Annotated in this window: 11 protein-coding genes and 1 riboswitch; all 11 genes read left to right on the top strand. The window is 67.7% G+C overall.

The genetic code is table 11. The features are described 5' to 3' along the window. Positions 1–52 precede the first annotated feature (52 nt). The 11 genes from DIE13_RS07490 to DIE13_RS07435 all read left to right on the top strand — a co-directional run bounded on the left by DIE13_RS07490 (position 53) and on the right by DIE13_RS07435 (position 15,951). The gene (locus DIE13_RS07490; RefSeq protein WP_124826539.1) at positions 53–1,693 is read left to right on the top strand and encodes an acetolactate synthase large subunit; all 1,641 of its coding nucleotides are present in this window, start codon (positions 53–55) and stop codon (positions 1,691–1,693) included. A 28-nt stretch (positions 1,694–1,721) separates the two neighbouring features. Continuing rightward, positions 1,722–3,155 carry an aldehyde dehydrogenase family protein gene (locus tag DIE13_RS07485; RefSeq protein ID WP_124826538.1) on the top strand — a complete coding sequence of 478 codons (1,434 nt, stop codon included), beginning with the start codon at positions 1,722–1,724 and terminating at the stop codon, positions 3,153–3,155. 225 nt (positions 3,156–3,380) lie between these two features. Continuing rightward, positions 3,381–4,964, top strand: a complete 1,584-nt coding sequence (locus tag DIE13_RS07480) for a Na+/H+ antiporter (RefSeq protein ID WP_124826537.1) — start codon at positions 3,381–3,383, stop codon at positions 4,962–4,964. Between the two features lie 496 nt (positions 4,965–5,460). Continuing rightward, positions 5,461–6,594 (top strand): hybrid sensor histidine kinase/response regulator, encoded by a 1,134-nt coding sequence (locus tag DIE13_RS07475; RefSeq protein WP_124826536.1) that lies wholly within the window; start codon positions 5,461–5,463, stop codon positions 6,592–6,594. A gap of 123 nt (positions 6,595–6,717) precedes the next feature. Continuing rightward, positions 6,718–8,394: a methyl-accepting chemotaxis protein gene (locus DIE13_RS07465; protein WP_124826535.1), complete on the top strand. Its 1,677-nt coding sequence runs from the start codon at positions 6,718–6,720 to the stop codon at positions 8,392–8,394. Next, entirely contained in the window at positions 8,391–8,903 is a 513-nt protein-coding gene (locus DIE13_RS07460) for a chemotaxis protein CheW (RefSeq protein ID WP_124826534.1), read from the top strand. Before DIE13_RS07465 ends, DIE13_RS07460 begins: the two co-directional genes overlap by 4 nt. Further along, on the top strand, positions 8,900–10,339 hold the full coding sequence (locus DIE13_RS07455; protein WP_124826533.1) for a protein-glutamate O-methyltransferase CheR: 1,440 nt from the start codon (positions 8,900–8,902) through the stop codon (positions 10,337–10,339). Before DIE13_RS07460 ends, DIE13_RS07455 begins: the two co-directional genes overlap by 4 nt. A 52-nt stretch (positions 10,340–10,391) precedes the next feature. Beyond that, entirely contained in the window at positions 10,392–11,105 is a 714-nt protein-coding gene (locus tag DIE13_RS07450; RefSeq protein WP_124826597.1) for a chemotaxis protein CheW, read from the top strand. After that, positions 11,102–13,411 (top strand): hybrid sensor histidine kinase/response regulator, encoded by a 2,310-nt coding sequence (locus tag DIE13_RS07445; protein ID WP_124826532.1) that lies wholly within the window; start codon positions 11,102–11,104, stop codon positions 13,409–13,411. Before DIE13_RS07450 ends, DIE13_RS07445 begins: the two co-directional genes overlap by 4 nt. Beyond that, positions 13,408–14,427 carry a chemotaxis response regulator protein-glutamate methylesterase gene (locus DIE13_RS07440; RefSeq protein ID WP_124826531.1) on the top strand — a complete coding sequence of 340 codons (1,020 nt, stop codon included), beginning with the start codon at positions 13,408–13,410 and terminating at the stop codon, positions 14,425–14,427. The genes DIE13_RS07445 and DIE13_RS07440 overlap by 4 nt, the downstream gene beginning before the upstream one ends. A gap of 97 nt (positions 14,428–14,524) precedes the next feature. Further along, positions 14,525–14,630, top strand: a riboswitch (Fluoride riboswitch). Between the two features lie 79 nt (positions 14,631–14,709). After that, positions 14,710–15,951 carry a voltage-gated chloride channel family protein gene (locus DIE13_RS07435; protein ID WP_124826530.1) on the top strand — a complete coding sequence of 414 codons (1,242 nt, stop codon included), beginning with the start codon at positions 14,710–14,712 and terminating at the stop codon, positions 15,949–15,951. Positions 15,952–15,976 lie beyond the last annotated feature (25 nt).

The raw sequence follows: 15,976 nt of genomic DNA, 5'->3' as shown, positions 1-15,976 counted from the left end.
CTGAACGCCGCGCGTCCGTAAGCCGGGCAGGCGGCATCAACCGAGGTCCCCCATGAAAGCATCGGATTTGTTCGTGAAGGCGCTGGAAGCCGAAGGCGTCGAGTATGTATTCGGCATTCCCGGCGAGGAAAACCTCGATCTGCTCGAATCGCTCCGGCGATCGAAGATCAAGCTCGTGCTGACCCGGCACGAGCAGGCGGCCGGGTTCATGGCCGCCACCTACGGCCGCCTGACGGGCCGCACCGGCGTATGTCTCGCCACGCTCGGGCCGGGCGCGACCAACTTCGTGACGGCCGCCGCGTATGCGCAACTTGGCGGCATGCCGATGCTGATGATCACCGGGCAGAAGCCGATCAAGTCGAGCAAGCAGGGCCACTTCCAGATCGTCGACGTCGTCGACATGATGCAGCCGCTCACGAAGTTCACGCGTCAGATCGTGTCGATCGGCAACATCCCGTCGGCGGTGCGCGAGGCATTCCGCCGCGCGGAGGAGGAGCGCCCGGGCGCGGTGCACCTCGAGTTGCCGGAAGACATCGCGCACGAGGAGGGCGACGGCAAGCCGATCCCGCGCAGCTACAGCCGGCGGCCGGTGGCGGAGGAGAAGGCGGTCGCGCACGCGATCGGCGCGATCCAGGCCGCACGTCATCCGCTGTTGATGATCGGTGCGGGCGGCAACCGCAAGACGACCTGCAAGATGCTGCTCGAATTCGTCGACAAGACGGGCATCCCGTTCTTCACGACGCAGATGGGCAAGGGCGTGATCGACGAAACGCACCCGCTGTGGCTCGGCAATGCGACGCTGTCCGACGGCGACTTCGTGCACCGCGCGATCGAGCATGCGGACTGCATCATCAACGTCGGTCACGACGTGATCGAGAAGCCGCCGTTCTTCATGCGCGCGGACGACAAGACCGTGATCCACGTGAACTTCCTCGGCGCGCAGGTCGATCCGGTCTACTTCCCGCAGATCGAGGTGATCGGCGACATCGCGAACGCGGTGTGGCAGATGAAGGAGGCGGTGACGCCGCAGTCGCACTGGGATTTCGAACGCTTCGCGATGATAAAGGAACATTTCGACGCGCACCTGCAAAAGGGGCAGCACGACCCGCGCTTCCCGATGTATCCGGTGCGGATCGTCAACGATCTGTACAACGCGCTGCCGGTCGACGGGATCGTCTGTCTCGACAACGGGATGTACAAGATCTGGTTCGCGCGTTACTGGCGGGCGCACGAACCGAACTCGCTGCTGCTCGACAACGCGCTGGCATCGATGGGCGCGGGCCTGCCGTCGGCGATCGCGACGAAGATCGTGCACCCGCAGCGCAAGGTGATCGCAGTGTGCGGCGACGGCGGCTTCATGATGAATTCGCAGGAACTCGAAACGGCCGTGCGGCTGAAGCTCGACATCGTCGTGATGATCCTGCGCGACGATGCGTTCGGGATGATCCGATGGAAGCAGGAAAACATGAATTTCCCCGATTTCGCGATGACGCTGAAGAACCCCGATTTCGTGTCGTATGCGCAGAGCTACGGCGCGCACGGGCATCGCGTCGAATCGGCGGACGATCTCGAGCCGCTGCTGCGCGATTGCTTCGCGACGCCGGGCGTGCACGTGATCGACGTGCCGATCGACTATTCGGACAACGAGCGCGTGCTCAACCGCGAAATCAAGCGTCTGTCGGCGCAACTCTGAATCCGCAGTTCACCGGAAGGAGCGTTCCATGCTGAAGGATACCTATCCGTACTATCTGGCCAACGAGGCGGTCTACGCGAACACCGATCTCGACGTGACCGACAAGTTCAGCGGCAAGGTCGCGACGCGCGTCGCGCTGGCCGACGCGAAGGCGATCGATGCGGCCATCGGCGCGGCGGTGGCCGCCGAGAAGCCGATGCGCGAGTTGCCGGCCTACAGGCGGCAGGCGGTGCTCGACCATTGCGTCGCGCGTTTTCGCGAGCGTTTCGATGAGCTGGCCGAAGCGCTGTGCATCGAGGCCGGCAAGCCGATCAACGATTCGAAGGGCGAAGTCACGCGGCTGATCGACACGTTTCGTGTCGCGTCCGAGGAGTCGGTGCGCATCGACGGCGAAGTGATCAACCTCGAGATCTCGGCGCGCGCGCAAGGCTACACCGGCTATACGCGGCGCGTGCCGATCGGCCCGTGCTCGTTCATCTCGCCGTTCAACTTCCCGCTGAACCTTGCCGCGCACAAGGTCGCGCCGGCGCTGGCCGCCGGCTGCCCGTTCGTGCTGAAGCCCGCAAGCCGCACGCCGATCGGGGCGCTGATCATCGGCGAAGTGCTCGCGGAAACCGACCTGCCGAAGGGCGCGTTCTCGGTGCTGCCCGCGCATCGCGACGGCGCCGATCTGTTCACGACCGACGAGCGCTTCAAGCTGCTGTCGTTTACCGGCTCGCCGGCCGTCGGCTGGGCGCTGAAGGAGAAGGCCGGCAAGAAGAAAGTCGTGCTGGAACTCGGCGGCAACGCGGCGGCGATCGTCGACTCGGATCAGCGCGATCAGCTCGACTACGTGGTCGATCGTCTCGCGTTCGGCGCGTATTACCAGTCCGGCCAGAGCTGCATCGGCGTGCAGCGGATCCTCGTGCATGCGGACCTGTACGACGCGCTGCGCGACAAGCTGATCGCGAAGACGCGCTCGTTGAAGATGGGGGACCCGAAGGATTCGTCGACGTTCGTCGGCCCGATGATCTCGGAATCCGAATCGCGCCGGCTGTCGGGCTGGATGGACGCGGCCGTCGCGGCAGGCGCGAAGATCGTCGCGGGCGGCAAGGTCGACGGCGCGATGTTCGAGGCGACGCTGCTGGAAAACGTCGGCCGCGAGCAGGACTTGTACCGGAAGGAGGCGTTCGGCCCGGTCGCGATCCTCGAGAAGTTCGACCGCTTCGACGATGCGCTCGCACGCGTGAACGACAGCGATTTCGGGCTGCAGGCCGGCGTGTTTACCGATTCACTCGCGCATGCGCAGCGCGCGTGGGACGAACTGGAGGTGGGCGGCGTGGTGATCAACGACGTGCCGTCGTTCCGCGTCGACAACATGCCGTACGGCGGCGTGAAGGATTCGGGGCTCGGCCGCGAAGGGATCCGCTACGCAATCGAGGACATGACCGAGCCGCGGCTGATGGTCGTGCGACGCCGCTAGCGCGTTCACGGGCGGCGCGCGCGGGCGATCGCGCCGGCCCGCATGCCGTTTTTCATTTCGGCATGCGAATCCGGGTACGACGGTCGTCTGCTGCGCACCGTCGCGGCGACACCGCGTGCCGAACGCGCTCGACTGCACGCATCGCATCGTGATGTAATCGCGCGAAATGGCCGTCGGGGTACGACACCCGAAGGCGTGCGCATTCATTCTTCACGAGATCGATTCATGTCCCCCGTCTCGGCATTCAAGCTGGTTCTGTTGTCATTCCTCGCGATCGTCGCGCTCGAATGCATCGCCAAGCGGCTGCGGCTGCCGCCCGCGGCCGCGCTGCTGATCGGCGGCATCGGCATCGCGTTCATTCCCGGCCTGCCGCCGATCAATCTCGATCCCGATCTCGTGCTGCTGGTGTTTCTGCCGCCGCTGCTGATGGACGGCGCGTATTTCTCGGTGTGGGAGGAGTTCAAGCGTAACGTCGGCGGCATCCTGATGCTCGCGATCGGCGCGGTGGTGTTCACGACGTTCGCGGTCGGCTTCGCCGTGCACTGGGTCGTGCCATCGCTGCCGTGGGCCGCGTGCTTCGCGCTCGGCGCGATCGTGTCGCCGCCCGACGCCGTGGCCGCGAAGGCGGTGCTCGAACGTGTCGCGCTGCCGCGCCGGCTGATGGTGCTGCTCGAAGGTGAGAGCCTGTTGAACGACGCGGCCGGTCTCGTGCTGTTCCGCTTCGCGGTCGCTGCCGCGCTGACGGGCGCGTTCAGTCTCGAGCACGCGGTCGTACGCTTTGCGGAGCTCGGGCTTGGCGGCGTCTTGGTCGGCTTTCTGGTCGGCAAGATCGTCGTGTGGTTTCTGAAGCTGCTCGACGACGACTATCTGGTGATCACCGTCGCGGTGATCGCCGGCTGGATCGCGTACATCGCGGGCGAGATGGTGGAGGTGTCGGGCGTGATCGCGACGGTGACGACCGGCATGATCGTCGGCTGGCACCAGCACGAAGTGTTCTCGGCCGCAGTGCGCACGCGCGGCACCGCATTCTGGCAGGTCATCGTGTTCCTGCTCGAAGCGATGGTGTTCGTGCTGATCGGGCTGTCGCTGCGCGGTGCGATGTATCGGCTCGGCGGTTTCGAGCAGGTGCTTGCCACGATGGTGCCGCCCGTGCTCGCGGTGCTGGCGGCGGTGATCGTGTCGCGCTTCGTGTGGATTTACGCGGTCGAGGCGCTGAAGTGGCCGGTGCACGGGATCGCGCGGCGCGGCGCCGCGCCCGACTGGAAGGCTGCGACGATCATGAGCTGGGCCGGCATGCGCGGCGTCGTGACGCTCGCGATCGCGCTGTCGCTGCCGCAGGCGCTGCCCGGGCGCGACGTGATCCTGGTCGCGTCGTTCGCGGTGATCCTCGTTACCGTGCTGCTGCAGGGCACGACCATAGGTCCGCTGATCCGGCTGCTGCGCCTGCCGCAACGCCACGAGCGCGCCGCGCATCACCTGACCGAGCCGCAGGCATGGGCGCAGATCGAGGCCGCGCAGCTCGCGGCGATCCAGCCGCTCGTGCGCGACGACAGCGGCAACGTGATTCACCCGCGCCTGCTGGAGCAGTACACCTATCGCGCGGAACTGACGGAGCGCCTGAAGGACGAGCCCGCATTTCCGGACAGCGCCCGTGCCGCCCACTACGACGTGGTGCTGGCCGCGATCGCGGCGGGCCGCACGGAACTGTTGCGCCTGCACCGTTCGGGCCATATCCACGACGAGATGCTGCACGCGCTCGAGCGCGATCTCGATCTGCAGGAAGTATCCGCGCAGCACGCGCGCGGCTGACGATCGACTGCACGGCGACGGGGCGTTGGCGCATCGCCGCCATCGCCGTGGCCGCTGCCACCTGGCGCCCGCATCTAGCGTCCATGTCCACCGTCGCGGCGCCATTTCCCCATCATTTCCCCGGTTCGGCATATCTGGATCCGGCCCCGATATGGCCGGCGTGCCGGCCTTGCTGCGCATGCAAACCTCGCAGCACCGCCCGCGCAAACGTTCTCGTCTTTCGAATCCGGAAATGATCTGATTTATCTGTATCCCGCTCTTTCACTATATTTGGCAAAACTAAACCGGAAGGAGATAGATGCTGTGTTCTAATTTCATTTAGAATCAGCCGGTTATCTTTATTGAGAGAAAGCACGCGGGGGTAATGCGACCGTCGACGGGGAAAAATCGGCGTTCGAATCCCCGTGAGGCAATGCCGACAGGCCAGATCGGCAACAACGGGTGAATTTCTCAGCCGCCAAATTAAGATGGCGCCCAAGTCAGATAAACAACTCCTATGAAAGAATCAATTGGAGATTTGGCGTTTGAAACGGTATTTATGAAAGAATCGAGCGGTGAAAATGCGCCGGATTGTCTTGAATCGGGGCTGTCGGTGCTGCTCGTCGACGATCAGCCGTTCGTCGGCGAGGTAATCCGGCGCGCGTTGCGCAGCGAGCACGATATCGACCTGCATGTGTGCACCGATGCACACAGGGCGATGGCAATCGCGCGCGAGGTGAAGCCGACGGTGATCCTGCAGGACCTCGTGATGCCGGAAATCGACGGCCTCGATCTCGTTCGCGCGTGGCGCGCGGACGCCGATACCGCGCGCGTGCCGATCATCGTGCTGTCGGCGAAAGAGGAGCCGATCGTCAAGCGCGAGGCGTTCATCGCCGGTGCGAACGACTATCTCGTGAAGCTGCCGGACGCGATGGAGCTGACCGCGCGGATCCGCTATCACTCGAATTCGTACCTGATGTCGCGACAGCGCGACGAGGCGCTGGATTTCCTGTCGCACGACATGCGTTCGCCGCAGACGTCGATCCTCGCGCTGCTCGAGGTCTACCGGGCCGAACACGGCAACATGCCGGCGATCATGGAGCGCATTGCCGGCCACGCACGCCGGGCGCTCGCGCTCGCGGACGGCTTCATTCACCTGACCCGCGCGCAGTCGGAGCGACGCGCGCACGAGGTCGTGAGTCTCAACGAAATCGTGCTCGACGCCGTCGACCAGTTGTGGGAAAAGGCGGCCGGATTCGGCAGCCGCGTCGTCGCCCATGTGCCGGATACCGCGTGCGTGACGATGGGCGACCGCATGATGCTCACGCGTGCGGTCGCTAACCTGATCGACAACGGACTGAAGTACGGCCCGGCCGGCACCGACGTGCACTGCACGCTGAGCGACGATGGCGGTGCGTGGCTGATCGGCGTCGAGGACGCCGGCGCCGGCATTGCGCCCGAGCAGCGCACGGCCGCGACCGAGTCGTTCGTGCGGCTCGAATCCGCGCACGGCGCGGCGCGCAGCGGCTTCGGCCTCGGCCTGGCGTTCGTCCGCGCGACGGCGGCTCGGCATCGCGGCCAGATCCTGATGCGCAATTCGCCGCGCGGCTTCATGGTCGGGCTTCGACTGCCGGCGCAGGCGGAGCGGTAATATCGCGGCGCGGCCTGCCGGCGCCGCATCGTCCGCTGGCCCAGATGCGCTCGTGGCACGCCGTTCGGCGCGCAGGCGGCGCGAATTTTTTTCAACGCTGATTTTAGAAAGCCCATAACGAACATGGCCACCGTCACACCCCGTGCGACCAATGAAAGCCTGCATCCGACCTTCGGCGCCGCCCGGCTGACGCTCGGCAACCGCATCCTGCTCAGCTTCGGCGTGCTGTTCGTGCTGATGCTGGTGACCGCCGGCGTGTCCTACGAGCGCCTGCGCGCGATCGACAGCGAAGCCGTCAGCATCGAACGGGATTCGCTGCCCGGCGTCTATCTCGCGGCGTCGCTGCGCGCGTCGGTCAGCGATTCGTTCTCGCTGCTGCAGCAGGCGACGTTCGTCGATACCGATCCCGACGCCGTTCAGCACGATCTCGCGAAGATCGCCGATTCGCTGAAGGACGTCGAATCGCTGTCGGTCGACTACCAGAACGCGACGTTTCGCGACGATGACCGGCAGCGTTTCGCGACGTTCCGCGGTGCGTACGACCGCTACGTGCCGCTGCTGAACGATGCGATCCAGAAGAGCCGCACGTCGCACGAGGAAGCCGCCGCGGCATACGCGAAGGCGTTGCCCGTCTGGGCCGAGACCGTGCGCGACGCGAACACGCTCGTGCAGGAAAACCGCAAGTTCGCCGACAACTCCGCGAAGGTGATCCGCCAGTCGGTGCAGGACACCGAGGTCGTGCTCGCGCTTGCGCTGGGCATCGTGTTGCTGTCCGCGCTCGGGCTCGGCTACGGGCTGTTTCGCGCGGTGACCGTACCGATGGCGCGGCTTGTCGAAGTGCACGACGTGATGCGCACCGGCAACCTGACGCGTCGTCTGGACCTGCGCCGGCACGACGAATTCGGCACGCTCGAGACGGGATTCAACCGGATGGCCGACGAACTGACCGAACTCGTCGCTCGCGCGCAGCAGTCGTCGCTGCAGGTGACGACGTCGGTCGCCGAAATCGCGGCGACGTCGCGCGAGCAGCAGGCAACCGCGAATGAAACCGCGGCGACGACCACCGAGATCGGCGCGACGTCCCGCGAGATCTTCGCGACGTCGCGCGACCTGCTGCGCACGATGAACGAGGTGGCCGGCGTGGCCGAACAGTCGGCGACGCTCGCGGGCGTGAGCCAGAGCGGGCTCACGCGGATGGGCGAGACGATGCGCAGCGTGATGGACGCGGCCGGCTCGGTGAACGCGAAGCTCGCGATCCTCAACGAAAAGGCGCTGAACATCAACCAGGTCGTCGCAACCATCACCAAGGTGGCCGACCAGACCAACCTGCTGTCGCTGAACGCGGCGATCGAGGCCGAAAAGGCCGGCGAATACGGCCGCGGCTTCGCGGTTGTCGCGACCGAGATCCGCCGCCTCGCCGACCAGACGGCCGTGGCGACCTACGACATCGAGCAGACGGTGAAGGAGATCCAGTCCGCGGTGTCGGCGGGCGTGATGGGGATGGACAAGTTCTCCGAGGAAGTGCGCCGCGGGATGCTCGACGTGCAGCAGGTCGGCGGGCAGCTGTCGCAGATCATTGCCGAAGTGCAGACGCTCGCGCCGCGCTTCCAGATGGTCAACGAAGGGATGCAGACGCAGGCGAACGGCGCCGAGCAGATCACGCAGGCGCTGTCGCAACTGTCCGAAGCCGCGCAGCAGACGGCCGAATCGCTGCGCCAGTCGTCGCAGGCGATCGACGACCTGACGCTCGTCGCGAACCAGTTGCGCACCAGCGTGTCGCGCTTCAAGGTCGACGCGTGACGCGCGCCGAGCCGCACGGCGGCATGCACGCGCTGTTCCTGATGTTCGAGCTCGACGGCGATCGCTACGCGCTGGACGCGGCCGAGATCGAAGAGGTGCTGCCGCTCGCGGCCACCAAGGCCGTGCCGGGCGCGCCGGAATGGATCGCCGGGCTGCTGATGCGCAGCGGCCAGCCAGTGCCCGTGATCGACGTGCCGATGCTGGCGCTCGGGCGGCGCGCGCACGCGCTGCGTTCGACTCGGCTCGTGATGGTTCGCTATCGCACCGCGCCGACCGGGCGCGGACGCGCGATCGGCCTGATCGTCGAGCACGCGACGCAGACCCTGCGGATCGACCGCACGACGTTCCATGCGAGCGGCGTATCGACTGCGCGCACGCGCTGGCTTGGGCGGGTCGCGAACACGCCCGACGGCATCGTGCAGCAGGTGTCGGTGGCCGACCTGATCGACGAAGTTGCACGCCTGTATCTGTTCGACGGCCAGCCGGGCCATGAAGGGGAGTCCGCATGAAAGCGTCCGATTCGCGATTTCGCGGCTGGCTGTTGCGCGAGACCGGCATCGACCCCGATTCGCTCGGCAACGATTTCCTGATCCGCGCGCTGACCGAGCGCGTGCATGCGCTGCAGGGCGACAGCGAGCGGCTGCCGTCGACGGCGCGGCCGCCTGTGACCGCAGACGCGCTCGACGCGTACTGGCAGCAGCTCAACGCATCGGCCGACGAGCGGCGCGCGCTGATCGAACTGTTCGTCGTGCCGGAGACGTGGTTCTTCCGCGACCGCGAGGCATTCGCGACGCTCGCGCGGCTCGCGGCCGAGCGGCTTGCCGCGACGCCCGGGCGCGTGATCCGCGTGCTGAGCGCGCCTTGCTCGAGCGGCGAAGAGCCGTATTCGGCGGCGATGGCACTGCTCGACGCGGGCCTCGATCCGGCCAGCTTCACGATCGACGCGATCGACCTGAGCGCCCGCGCGATCGAACAGGCGCGGCTCGGCTGCTACGGACGCAATGCGTTTCGCGGTACGGCGACCGAGTTTCGCGCCCGGTACTTCACGCAGGCTGCGGACGGCTGGCTGCTCGACGAGCGTGTGCGCGCATGCGTGCAGTTTCGCCAGGCCAACCTGGTCGAACCGGGCGCCGACACGGGTATCCGCTACGATTTCGTGTTCTGCCGCAACGTGTTGATCTATTTCGACCGCGACGTGCAGGATCGCGTGATCGGTTCGCTCGAAAGCTGTCTTGCCGACGACGGCACCTTGTTCGTCGGCCCGGCCGAGACGGGTGTCGCGATGCGGCACGGGATGCGCTCGGCGCGCGTGCCGCTGGCATTTGCGTTTCATCGCGCGCGCGGCGGTGACATGGCGGACGGATACGCGGCCCGGCATGCGGCACCGATGCCCGCGGTTGCGCCATACCGGCGCGCGGAGTGCTTCTCGGTGGCGCCGGCGGCCGCCACGCGTCCGATGCTGGCCGTCGTGCCGCCGACGTGGGTCGGTGCCGCGCCGCAACCGGTCGCGGGGTTCGCGGCGGCCGAGCGCCCGATAGCGGGCGAGCCGCGTGCCGATGTCGGGGCTGAAATACGGACTGAAATACGGACCGGCATGCGCGGCGATCTGCTGGCCGACACGGCGGCGCCGGCTGCCGATAACGTTGCGCCGACGCTCGAGGAGGCACAGGCGCTCGCGAACGCAGGAGCGTTCGACGAGGCCGAGCGCGTGCTCGCGCAGTTTTCGGCGCGGGTGGGGCCGCACGCCGATGCGTTCTACCTGAACGGGTTGATCGCGGATGCACGCGGGCGTGCCGCGGAAGCCGGCGACTTCTACCGGAAGGCGCTGTACTTGCGGCCCACGCACCATGAAGCGTTGACGCATCTTGCGACCTTGCTCGACGTCGGCGGCGATGGCGCCGGCGCGCAATGGCTGCTCGAGCGCGCGCGGCGCTCGGCCGGATAAGAGAATATGAGAATACGGTTTTGGAGCCGAGATCGGGATGACCGAGGAAAGAATGAACAGCGACGCCGTTGTCACTGACGGCACGACGATCGGCGTCGACGATTGCTGGAACCGGATCGGCACGCGCGGCGACCGTTCGTGCGAGCGGCTGGCCGACTGTCTGCGCTGCCTGAACTGTCCGGTCTACGCGTATCACGCGGCGAAACTGCTCGAGCGTCCGCTCGGTGCGACCGAGATGGCCGAGGCCACACGCCGGATGAGCGCGTTCGACGCAACCCGCGCGCATGGCGACGACGACACGCGCCAGGCGGCGCTCGCATTTCGCGTCGCCGACGAATGGCTCGCGTTGCCGATCGGCGTGCTGCGCGAGATCGCCGGCACGCGCCCGATCCATTCGCTGCCGCATCGACGGCACTCTGCCGTGCGCGGCGTGGTCAACATTCGCGGCACGCTGCGCATCGCGATCTCGATCGGCGCGCTGCTCGGCCTCGATGCGGGCAAGGGCGGCAAGAACGTCACTGGCGACGAGGACGGCCGCTTCACGCGTCTGCTGGTCGTCGCGCACCAGGGCGAGCCGGTAGTGTTTCCGGTCGACGAAGTCGAGGGCGTGCTGCACTTCGGCGCATCCGAATGGGTACCCGTGCCGGCGACGGTCGGACGCGCGAGCGCCGGCCTGTCGCGCGGCGTGCTGTCGTGGCGCGGCAAGTCGGTGGGCCTGCTCGACGACGATCGTCTGTTCGACGCCGTGACCCGGAGCATGCGATGAGCGGCGATGACGATCTGAGCCACCTGTCGCTGCTCGAACTGTATCGCGAGGAGACGCGCACTCAGACCCAGGCGCTGTCCGAGCGCCTGCTCGCGCTCGAATCGGGCGAGCCCGATTCCGTCGCGCTGGAAGCATGCATGCGCGCAGCGCATTCGCTGAAGGGTGCGGCGCGCATCGTCGGCGTGCCGCTCGGCGTCGACATCGCGGGGCGCATGGAGGAATGCTTCGTCGCCGCGCAAGCCGGCACGATCGCGCTGACGGCGGCGCACGTCGACGTGCTGCTCGCCGGCGTCGACCTGCTGGTGCGTGTCGCGGATCCGCACGCGCCGCCCGTGTCGTCGTCCGAGATCGATGCGTTCGCGCTGGCGCTCATTGGCGCGGACGGCGTGCAGGCGATGCCGGCGCCGACGTTCGCACCGCCGCCGGCGCCGCCGTCCGTCGTACCGCTTCGCGAGCACGACGGCGCCGCGAACGAGCCGGTGGGAGCGGGGGCCGAGGTGCCGCCGCTGGCCGTATCGGCGGCCGTGCCGGATTCGGTCCAGGCCGACCGTGCGGCCGGCGCGGGCGCGATGCGCCGCGTGCGGGCCGATACGCTGAACCGGCTATTGAGCCTGTCCGGCGAATCTCTCGTCGAATCGCGCTGGCTCAAGCCGTTCTCCGAATCGATGCTGCGCGTGAAGCGCGCGCAGCGCGACGCGGCCCGTTCGCTCGATCTGGTGTACGAACAGTTTGCGGACGAGCTTGGCGCGGGCGTGCTCGCGTCGGTGAACGAAGTGCGGCACATGCTCAACGACCTGCAGCGTTCGCTGGCCGAGCGGATGGACGAATTCGACCGCTTCGAGCGACGCAGCACGCACATCGCCGAGCAACTGTACGACGAGGCGCTGCAGTGCCGGATGCGGCCGTTCGGCGACGCAACGCGCGCGTATCCGCGCATCGTCCGGGATCTCGCGCGCTCGCTCGGCAAGCAGGTGCGCTTCTCGATCGTCGGCGAAGGCACGCAGGTCGACCGCGACATTCTCGATCTGCTCGACGCGCCGCTCGGCCACCTGCTGCGCAACGCGCTCGACCACGGCGTCGAGTCGCCCGACGCGCGGCGTGCGCGCGGCAAGCCGGCCGAGGCAAGCGTGACGCTCGAAGCGCGCCACAGCGCCGGCTCGCTGCTCGTCAGCGTGATCGACGACGGCCCGGGCGTCGACATGGACGCGCTGCGCGCGGCCGTTGTCCGTCAGCGCCTGACCGACGACGAGACGGCCGCGCGGTTATCCGATCCCGAACTGCTCGAATTCCTGCTGCTGCCGGGCTTCTCGATGCGCGACGCGGTGACCGACGTGTCCGGGCGCGGTGTCGGCCTCGACGCGGTGCAGGAGATGGCGCGCGGCGTGCGCGGCGCGGTGCGCATCTTCAACGAGCCCGGTGCGGGCATGCGTTTCGTGCTGCAGCTGCCGCTCACGCTGTCGGTGATCCGCAGCCTGCTGGTCGAGGTCGGCGGCGAGCCGTACGCGTTCCCGCTTGCCCACGTGCGGCGCACGCTCGAACTCGCACACGAAGACATCGACGTGCTCGAGGGCCAGCCGCATTTTCCGTTCGACGGGCGGCGTGCGGGCCTTGTTTCCGCGCATCAGCTGCTCGATGCAGGCGAACCCGACATCACGCGTACCAGCACGGCGGTGGTAATCGTCGGCGGCGAGCCCGAGCTGTACGGCGTCGCGGTCGACCGCTTCCTCGGCGAGCGTATGCTCGTCGTGCAGCCGCTCGACAGCCGCCTTCACAAGATCCAGAACATCGCGGCCGGCGCGCTGCTCGAGAACGGCGACCCGGTGCTGATCGTCGATGTCGAGGACCTGATCCGCTCGGTCGACAAGCTCGTGCGCGGCGGACAACTCGCGAAGCTCACGCGCGATCCGCAACTCGCGCTCGCCGACCGGCGCCGCCGCGTGCTCGTCGTCGACGATTCGCTGACGGTGCGCGAGCTCGAACGCAAGCTGCTGGAGAAGCGTGGCTACGACGTGACCGTCGCGGTCGACGGAATGGACGGCTGGAACGCGGTGCGCAGCGACGCGTTCGACCTGGTCGTGACCGATGTCGACATGCCGCGCATGGACGGGATCGAGCTCGTCACGCTCATCAAGGGCGATCCGATGCTCACGCGCGTGCCGGTGATGATCGTGTCGTACAAGGACCGCGACGAGGATCGCCGGCGCGGACTCGATGCCGGCGCCGACTACTACCTCGCGAAGAGCAGTTTCCACGACGAGGCGCTGCTCGATGCGGTGCACGACCTGATCGGGGATGCACGCGGATGAACATCGGTATCGTCAACGATCTGCCGCTTGCCGTCGAGGCACTGCGCCGCGTGATCGCGCTGCGCACCGATCACCGGGTGCTGTGGGTGGCGACCGATGGCGACGAGGCGGTGGATTTTTGCGTCGCGCATCCGCCCGATCTCGTGCTGATGGACCTCGTGATGCCGAAGCTCGACGGCGTGGCCGCGACCCGGCAGATCATGGCGCGTGCGCCGTGCGCGATCCTGATCGTGACCGCGAGCGTCAGTGCGAACACGTCGTCGGTCTACGAGGCGATGGGTGCCGGCGCCCTCGACGCGGTCGACACGCCGACGCCCGCGCTTGGCCTGCCGTCGGATGGGGCGCGGCAGCCGCTGCTCGCGAAGATCGACCAGATCGGCCGGCTGCTCGAAAGCCGCACGGTCACGCTCGTGCCGCCGGGGCCGGCGCCCGCGCGCGGCCAGCCGACGCTCGTCGCGATCGGTGCGTCGGCGGGTGGCCCGACCGCGCTCACCGCGCTGTTGCGCGCGCTGCCGGCCGATTTTCCGGCCGCGCTCGTGATCGTGCAGCACGTCGACCAGGCATTCGCGCTCGGCATGGCGGACTGGCTCGACGGCTATACGCGGCTGCCCGTGCGTATCGCGCGGCAGGGTAGCGTGCCGCAGGCGGGCGAGGTGCTGCTCGCGGCGACCAATGATCACCTGTGCCTGTCGTCGAGCGGTGTGCTTGGCTATACGCGACATCCGGCCGAGACGCCGTACCGGCCGTCGATCGACGTGTTCTTCAACAGCGTCGCCGATGGCTGGCAGGGCGATGCGCTGGGCGTGCTGCTGACGGGAATGGGACGCGACGGCGCACTCGGGCTGAAGGCGATGCGCGCGAAGGGCTGCTACACGATCGCGCAGGACGAGGCGACGAGCGCCGTCTATGGAATGCCGAAGGCGGCCGCGGCCATCGGCGCGGCATCGGCGATCCTGCCGCTCGAGCGGATCGGTCCGCAGCTGATCTCGCGTGTGACGCGCATGCCGCGCGACTGACGGCGCGCCGGGGCCTCGCGCGTGGCCCGGGCAGCACGTGCGGCCGGGGCCGGGGCTGGGGCCGCATTGCGCGCCGTGCTTCGCGTCGCGTACAATTGCCGCCAGCGGAGATGGCATGCCTCCCTGCGGTCGATCCTGGCGCGTTCCGTGCACGATTCGGCCCTCAACCGCCGGTTTGCCCGGCTGATGATGCCTGCGTGTTCCTGGGTCGTCAGGAGGTCGCAGGCCGTCCATGCGGTGTTCTGCCGCCCAGGGTTCGATGTTCCGTCGAATCTGGAAATCATGTTTTTTTCGACTTCTGCCGATTTTTTCGCGACCGTGCGCTACGTGTGCCGCTGGCTCGCACTCTCGGCCCTGCTCGGCGTGCTGGCCGGCTCGGCTTCCGCGGTGTTCCTGATCGCGCTCGACTGGGCGACCGGCACGCGCGTCGCGCATCCGTGGCTCTTGTGGGGATTGCCGGCCGCCGGTTTCGCGACGGGCTGGATCTACCATCGGTTTGGCCAGTCGGTTGCGCGCGGCAACAACCTGCTGATCGACGAGATCCACGACCCGAAGGCGCTCGTGCCGAAGCGGATGGCGCCGCTCGTGCTCGTCGCGACCGTCGTCACGCACCTGTTCGGCGGGTCGGCCGGCCGCGAGGGCACGGCCGTGCAGATGGGCGGCGCGCTCGCCGATCGCGTCACGCACGTGTTCCGTCTCGATCGCGAGCATCGGCGCGTGCTGCTGATGGGCGGTATCGCGGCCGGGTTCTCGTCGGTGTTCGGCACGCCGCTCGCCGGTGCCGTGTTCGGGCTCGAGGTGCTCGCGATCGGCCGCTTGCGGTACGACGCGCTCTTGACCTGCGTTGCATCGGCGATCGTCGCGGACGTCGTGTGCCGCGCGTGGGGCGTGCATCACACCGTGTATGCGATTCCGTTCGTGCCGGCCGCGTCGGCGGCGGGGCTTGCCGCGACGGTGGTGGCGGGTATCGCGTTCGGTGTCGTCGGTCGACTGTTCGCATACGCGACGCACGGGCTGACGGCATGGCTTCGGCGGATCGTGCGCTACGCGCCGCTACAGCCGGTGCTCGGCGGCCTGCTGGTTGCCGCGGCTGCGACCGTGCTGAACGTGCCGCAGTATCTCGGCCTCGGTATTCCTACGATCGAGGCCGCGTTCCACGGGCCGCTGCCGGCTTACGATTTCGCGGGCAAGTTCGCGTTTACCGTTGTCACGCTCGCGTCGGGGTTCAAGGGCGGCGAAGTGACGCCGCTGTTCTACATCGGCGCGACGCTCGGCAACGCGCTCGGACAGGTGCTCGCGCTGCCGGTGCCGGTGCTCGCGGGGCTCGGCTTCGTCGCGGTGTTCGCGGGCGCGGCCAATACGCCGATCGCGTCGACGATCATGGCGATCGAACTGTTCGGCGCGGATATCGGCGTGTATGCGATCGTCGCTTGCGTGGTGGCGTACCTGTTCTCCGGACACGCGGGGATCTATCGGTCGCAGCGGGTGGCGGTGGGGAAGGGCGTGGCCGTGGAAGCGGAGTAAGGCCGGCACGCGAGGTGGCCGAACC

Origin of the sequence: Burkholderia sp. Bp9016, from assembly GCF_003857765.1 — a bacterium.
Taxonomy (GTDB): Bacteria; Pseudomonadota; Gammaproteobacteria; order Burkholderiales; family Burkholderiaceae; genus Burkholderia.
Note: the sequence above shows the minus strand (reverse complement) of the source record. Positions and strands in the feature narration are given on the sequence as shown.

Excerpts from the sequence above, each read along its gene's own strand:
- DIE13_RS07490 (WP_124826539.1), top strand. The coding sequence starts at position 53 with ATGAAAGCATCGGATTTGTTCGTGAAGGCGCTGGAAGCCGAAGGCGTC.
- DIE13_RS07485 (WP_124826538.1), top strand. The coding sequence starts at position 1,722 with ATGCTGAAGGATACCTATCCGTACTATCTGGCCAACGAGGCGGTCTAC.
- DIE13_RS07480 (WP_124826537.1), top strand. The coding sequence starts at position 3,381 with ATGTCCCCCGTCTCGGCATTCAAGCTGGTTCTGTTGTCATTCCTCGCG.
- DIE13_RS07475 (WP_124826536.1), top strand. The coding sequence starts at position 5,461 with ATGAAAGAATCAATTGGAGATTTGGCGTTTGAAACGGTATTTATGAAA.
- DIE13_RS07465 (WP_124826535.1), top strand. The coding sequence starts at position 6,718 with ATGGCCACCGTCACACCCCGTGCGACCAATGAAAGCCTGCATCCGACC.
- DIE13_RS07455 (WP_124826533.1), top strand. The coding sequence starts at position 8,900 with ATGAAAGCGTCCGATTCGCGATTTCGCGGCTGGCTGTTGCGCGAGACC.
- DIE13_RS07450 (WP_124826597.1), top strand. The coding sequence starts at position 10,392 with ATGAACAGCGACGCCGTTGTCACTGACGGCACGACGATCGGCGTCGAC.
- DIE13_RS07445 (WP_124826532.1), top strand. The coding sequence starts at position 11,102 with ATGAGCGGCGATGACGATCTGAGCCACCTGTCGCTGCTCGAACTGTAT.
- DIE13_RS07440 (WP_124826531.1), top strand. The coding sequence starts at position 13,408 with ATGAACATCGGTATCGTCAACGATCTGCCGCTTGCCGTCGAGGCACTG.
- DIE13_RS07435 (WP_124826530.1), top strand. The coding sequence starts at position 14,710 with ATGTTTTTTTCGACTTCTGCCGATTTTTTCGCGACCGTGCGCTACGTG.